Raw genomic sequence first — 6,282 nt, 5'->3', positions numbered from 1 at the left:
TAGGACGAAGACAGAGGCGTAGTTGAATTTATGCGTTAAGAAAGTATAAAATTTGAGAAAATTTTATACTTTCTTATTAGCTGAAAAAAGAAAGGGCATTTTCCATGAAACCGATGCTCCCCACGCTGACTTTTGATCAGCCTGTTCAGAAAGACTGGCTCTTCGAAGTAAAATATGATGGATTTCGAGCCATACTGGATTGGGATTCAAACGGGATCGAATTGACAAGCCGAAATGGGAAATCCCTATTACCACAATTTCCAGAAATAGAGGATTTTTTATTACAGCATGAAAATGAATTTAAACCATTTCTGCCGCTTCAACTCGATAGTGAACTTGTTTCCCTTGAAAATCCCTATAAAGCTAATTTTTCAGCCATTCAAATACGCGGCCGCTTAAAGGCAGCGAAAAAAATAGGAGAGCAAGCAAAAAATTCCCCCTGCCGCTTGATGATTTTTGATTTATTAGTCCAAAATGGTAAGCCGATGTATGGCCTTGAATTTTTAAAAAGAAAAGAAGAACTAAACAGATTATTTAAAAAAACAGGACTTGAATTAAATGCTGACCCATATAATAAGCAGCTTCTGCAGCCTGTTATGGCCTATGAGGATTTTAATGAAATATGGGAAAAAGTGGTGCTATACGACGGTGAGGGGATCGTAGCTAAACAGGCCTCAAGTATTTGGGAGGAAGGAAAGCGGTCTTTACATTGGCTAAAGTATAAGAATTGGAAATATGTCAGCTGCTTTGTCACCTCCTATGATAAAACAAATGGATATTTTTATGTGGGGGTCTATAAGGATGACTCCATTTACGGGGTAGGACAAGTTTTATTCGGCTTTAAACCGGATGAAAAACAGGCCCTTGGGCAAATCTTAAAACAAAATATGGTCAAAGAGGATAACCAATTTATTTTTGTAGAGCCTGCCATCTGCCTGGAAGTGAAATATTTGGAGCTTTATGAAAACCAGCTTCGCGAGCCTCATTTTGACCATTTCAGATTTGATTTGGTACCTAAGGACTGCACCTATGATAAATTTATTTTTCAGCAAAAAAATCTGCCTGAAGACCTTGAAATCACTCATCCTGATAAGCCGCTGTGGGACAAGTTCAATATCAGGAAAGCTGATTATATTTTTTATTTAAGGGAAATTTCCCCGTATATGCTGCCATTTTTAAAAAATCGCTTACTTACCGTCATTCGCTTTCCGCACGGGATGTTTGGGGAAGCATTTTATCAAAAGAATTGTCCAGATTATGCTCCGCATTTTGTCCATACCCATACAGCTGATGACATTGATTATATTCTCTGCAATAACTTAAAAACCTTGATATGGCTTGGAAACCAGCTTGCCATTGAGTTTCATGTGCCATTTCAAACTACCATGAGCAAGGGGCCAAGTGAAATTGTGTTTGACTTAGATCCTCCATCACAGGATGAATTTCATTTGGCAATAAAGGCCGCTTTATTAATAAAAGAGGTTCTTAATCAGTTAAACTTGATCGGGTTTATCAAAACCTCTGGTAATAAGGGACTGCAAATTTATCTTCCATTGCCAGAAGATGAATTCAGCTATGATGACACAAGATTGTTTACGAGCTTCATCGCCGAATATTTGATTTCAAAAGATCCCGATTCCTTTACAATCGAAAGAATGAAAAAGAAACGAGGAAACAGGTTATATGTGGATTATGTCCAGCATGGGGAAGGAAAAACGATTGTTGCGCCGTATTCGATGCGAGGGAACGAGCATGGCGGGGTTGCTACACCGCTTTTTTGGGAGGAAGTAGACGAAAAGCTTAACCCTAGGATGTTTACATTGGACTATGCTGTAGAACGAATTAAGCAGTTTGGGGACCCATTTAAAAACTATTTCCAAACGAAATCAATTCAGCCCTTCGCGCCTGTACTGGAAGTATTAAAACAAAATTCACGAAAAAAAGGAAATTAATATATTGGCCTTTCAACAAGTCTGTTGATTGGCGCTCCAGGCACTTCGCTTTCCGCGGGCGTGCCGGGGAGCCTCCTCGTCGCTAAAGCTCCTGCGGGGTCTCCCCTGCCGCGTACTCCCGCAGGAGTCTACGTGCCTTCCGCGCCAATCAACAGGTGTTAAATAAAGAACTTTAACTGTAATAAAAATAAGCGGTAAGCCAAACAGTGTAACCAAATTGATTGTGGATTTGTTTCTATTCTGGGAGTTGCAAGAAAAGAATAAGCTTAAATCGCTTATCTAAATCGGGAAGAATGCTTTATAAATTTGGCTGTGTTATAACTGAATGTTGATTTTACTGAGTTTGAAAAATAAACGGAAGAATTCCGTGTATTTTGGGAAAAACTCATATTTCCTTAAAAATAAAGGAAGTTTTTCCGGTTATATCATCTAAATCTTTGGATTTTGTGTTATTTAGAACAGTTAATCGGAATATCTCCGCTTATCTCTGCTTCTTAAGCTTCCTCTTTATACATTAGCCGGAAATTCTCCGCCTATGAATTTTCATACCTTCACGAAAATCAATAATGAATAATAACAGAGCCATAAATTTAGAAAGGAAAAAATTTGAGCGAAGCTTCGCAGATTCAAAAGAAAAGCCGCATGAACTCACTACTGCCGGTTAAGTGGATTAAATAATGTAAGAGAATAGGCTATTCTTACTTCAGCCCGTCAGAATAAGAAAAGATTCCAATACACTTAGCAAGGCTGGAAAATGTGTGTGCAATACTTCAGGTTGATTTGCCTCCCAGCTGATTGGAGCGGAGGGCACTCGACTCCTGCGGGATAGAGAGGTCACTGGAGACCCCGCAGGCGCCATAGCGCCGAGGAGGCTTCAGGACCTCCCCGCGGAAAGCGAGTGCCCGGAGCGGAAATCAACTGGCCCAGTTGCATAGACAATCAATATAGACTTTGACAAAATAAAAAATTGCCGAGAAAATTAACCTTTCTCGACAATTTGAGGATAAGGGGATTCCTTATCCTTTTAGCGTTGTACTTAAATACTCCTGCACCTCTCCTTGCAGCTTTTCGTAGGTTTGCTGCTCCGAAAGCTCCTCTTTGCGTGAAACTGTGAAGGTTGCGCCGCTTAGGTCAACACTTATAGCGGCATTATATAGATATGTGGCATTGCCGATTAGATCAATCCGGTACTTGCCATCCTGCTGGTGAACAATGCAGTGAACCTTTCCGCCATTGTTATAAACTTGAATACTGGTTTCAAGTTTATTTAACCCCTGCAGGCATGTTACTAAGGAAGAAGCAGACATCGCCGTTCCGCAGGCATTTGTAAAGCCAACTCCGCGCTCAAATGTCCGCACATAAATGGCGCCAGATTCAAGCGGCTTTACAAAACTCACATTCACCCCATCAGGGAATAATTCATTTGGTCCGTTGACTTTTTCACTTAATTCTTTTTGAAGGTTACCTTCAAGCTGTCCAGCAGTAACAATCGCCACTAAATGAGGATTTGGAACCGCCAGGGCTGTAAACATTAAATCATCCGAAAGCTCTTCAATTTTTTCATTCAGAAGCGTTGGCTGATCTAAATTCAGCGGCAAAGCACTTAGTTCAAATAATACTGGTGAAATTTCTACCTGATAGGTGGGGACACCGTCATAAATTTCCGGTTTCCGGCTTACTTTGAGATTCGCCTTCATGGTTTCGATTACGGCTTCATCCAGCCCTTTTAGCTCGCAGACATAGCGGGCAACCAAGCGAAGCCCGTTTCCGCACATCGAAGCCTCAGAGCCGTCTGCATTAAAAACCCGCATTCTGCCATCCGCGTTTTTACTATTTATTACATACAAAATTCCATCGGCACCAAGCTCGCCTTCCCGATTGCAAAGCAGCTTAGCAAGTTCAGCCCTTTCACTTTCGGAAAAAGAATAGCCATTCGTTATTTCATCAATGATTAGAAAATCGTTACCAGAGCCATGTCCTTTAATTAATGTTATGTCCACAAAAAAACCCCCGTCTAGCTGTTTGGTAAATTTATTATATATCATACCAAACAATAAGAAAGAGGGGAAACAAGTTGATTTTATCTTTCAATAAAGTATTCATTTATTAAAAATGACAGCCTTAACAGCTTGTCCTCCTCTGATAAGCTATCTGTGAAGGTGAGTACCGGGGTATTGGGATCCGGAAACAGGCCGCTCCATTCCATCGGCATCCAGCCTTTTCTAAGCCTCCCCACCATTCTTTCTCCTTTGTTTAAAACCTGCTCATCCATATACAACGCGGAGCCCTCAACGGCGCCAATATATTTACCATTGGCATCCAGTAATTCTTTCTTGTATTTGTTCCAGGAAATTTTCCTTTTCTCCATGCACCCCAAGTAATTCCAATTCCTATCAAACACTTCAATTTTAAGAATTTTGCTTTCGTTTACCTTATAAAAACCAATCATCTCATCATTTGAGTTGCAGAGAGTAAAGGTTTTGTTGCGGTTATAGTTGAAAAAACCTCTGCCAGACTTTTTCACTATCGAGGCCGCTAAATGTCCGTTTGGAAAAAAAAGCTGTAATCTGGGAGAAAGGGTTTGAACATGAAGAAGTAACAAGTGGCGGGCCTCAAAAAAAGACCGGGCAGGTTTTTCTTCTTTAATCAAGATCAAATTTCGCTGAATCGACTGCGATTGCTTCATTCTAAAAAGATAGAGTTGAAACGCAAAGAAACTATAGAGGATAAACGGAATGGTTAAAAACATAATTTCATTTGTTTTAAAAAAGGAAAAATTCCCTGAAACAATCAGCATGGCCGGCAGTATAGCAGCAATGCTGCCGTTTAAACTAAGATTGGCGGAAGCCCGGTAATGTTGGTCTATTCTCATTAAGAAAACTCCTTATCATTTCCTTTCTATATTAATCTATTTTTGCTTCCGCTAAAAAATGATAGAAGTTTTTCTATCAATCAAAAAATAGAAAAAGAAGAGTCAAAGTTGACCTCTTCTTTTACTCGTTTATATATTTTTTGATAGAGTCTTTTAATGCTTTTGCATCCTCATAACCTTGATTATAAAGTATTTCTAATTTACGTGGATTACGTTCAATTCTTCCTACTTGAAGCGGTACTGTAGGGCGGATGAGAAAGCTGCTCCCATTTTTCTCTTCTTCATCCAAGTAATTGAGCGTATCATTATATTGTTGATAGCGATTCCGAAGTGCTGTTAACAAACCACTATATTCAGGGTACCTTCTGTCAGCCAGAAAATGAAATTTAGATGGTTTTTTTTGATAACCGGCATTACGGGTTAAGATGACAATATTTTTTTCATAGCCATCCTGTTTTGCCTTTTTGATCGGAATGGGGTCGCTGATTCCACCATCGAGCAGAATTTTTTCCTTAAAACGGATTTCAGGTGCAATAAACGGCAATGAACTTGAGGCCCTTAAAACAGTCAGAAGATCTTTCCCATAATCCTTTTTACTATAATAAACGGGTTCCCCAGTCATGCAATCAGTCGTCCCGATGACAAATTCTGAAGGATTTTGATAAAACCTGTCAAAGTCGTAAGGAATATGTTTGTTGGGAATTTCATCAAAAATAAAATCCATCCCAAAAATTTGCCGATTCTTAAAATAGTTTTTCCACGAAATATAGCGCGGGTCAGAAGCATATTCAATCGTGACGGTTTTATTTCTGCCTTTTTGTTTCGATAAATAGGAGGCTGCATTGCATGCCCCTGCAGATACGCCAATAACATAGGGGAAGAACATTTCCTGCTCTAAAAAGTATTCGAGGACACCCGCAGTATAAACACCCCGCATCCCTCCGCCTTCCAAAACCAAACCGACTCGATGATTCATGCAGATCCGTCCCTTCTTTGCCAATTAAACAATAGAAATTATAGATTATCTCTGCCCATTTGCAAAATGAAAAGACTTTTTTAGCTATAAAAAAAGACTGTCAAAGACAGCCTGTCATCCCTCACTTATTTTATTAACCGGAAAATCCACGGGAAACGGTATTCCTTTCCTTCATAAGCTTTCACCGCGGCAATAATATTAAATACTGCGGCCGCGATACCGACCACCCAAATTAGGAACAGCCCGACAAGTAGAACAATAAGGATACTGCTAATGACAAAGTAAACAATATAAGAAATTGTAAAATTAAAATATTCCTTCCCATGATAATCAATAAATGCTGACTCATCCTTTTTTAACAGCCAAATAATCAGCGGTCCAATTACAGGCACAAAGAAGTTTAGCACGTACATGACAGCAGCCATTGTTCTTTCCTCATTACTAACCAAACGCGCTCCCCCCTAATAAATACTCCTATATAC

Annotated in this window: 5 protein-coding genes; 1 reads left to right on the top strand and 4 read right to left on the bottom strand. The window is 39.6% G+C overall.

Annotated elements, in window-relative coordinates:
- The first annotated feature begins 104 nt into the window (after positions 1-104).
- Positions 105-1,952 (top strand): DNA ligase D, encoded by a 1,848-nt coding sequence (locus KHB02_RS21715; RefSeq protein ID WP_213145152.1) that lies wholly within the window; start codon positions 105-107, stop codon positions 1,950-1,952.
- A gap of 1,016 nt (positions 1,953-2,968) precedes the next feature.
- Here KHB02_RS21715 and dapF read toward each other — a convergent pair.
- The 4 genes from dapF to KHB02_RS21695 all read right to left on the bottom strand — a co-directional run bounded on the left by dapF (position 2,969) and on the right by KHB02_RS21695 (position 6,249).
- A complete protein-coding gene (dapF, locus tag KHB02_RS21710; RefSeq protein WP_213145151.1) occupies positions 2,969-3,952 on the bottom strand; it encodes a diaminopimelate epimerase in 984 nt (327 codons plus the stop codon).
- 80 nt (positions 3,953-4,032) lie between these two features.
- On the bottom strand, positions 4,033-4,824 hold the full coding sequence (locus tag KHB02_RS21705) for a hypothetical protein (RefSeq protein ID WP_213145150.1): 792 nt from the start codon (positions 4,822-4,824) through the stop codon (positions 4,033-4,035).
- A 121-nt stretch (positions 4,825-4,945) separates the two neighbouring features.
- Positions 4,946-5,800, bottom strand: a complete 855-nt coding sequence (locus KHB02_RS21700; RefSeq protein ID WP_213145149.1) for a patatin-like phospholipase family protein — start codon at positions 5,798-5,800, stop codon at positions 4,946-4,948.
- Positions 5,801-5,925: 125 nt separating this feature from the next.
- Positions 5,926-6,249 carry a DUF4870 domain-containing protein gene (locus tag KHB02_RS21695; RefSeq protein WP_241114010.1) on the bottom strand — a complete coding sequence of 108 codons (324 nt, stop codon included), beginning with the start codon at positions 6,247-6,249 and terminating at the stop codon, positions 5,926-5,928.
- Between the last annotated feature and the right edge of the window lie 33 nt (positions 6,250-6,282).

Origin of the sequence: Neobacillus citreus, from assembly GCF_018343545.2 — a bacterium.
In the GTDB taxonomy this organism is placed as follows: Bacteria; Bacillota; Bacilli; order Bacillales; family Cytobacillaceae; genus Neobacillus; species Neobacillus citreus.
Note: the sequence above shows the minus strand (reverse complement) of the source record. Positions and strands in the feature narration are given on the sequence as shown.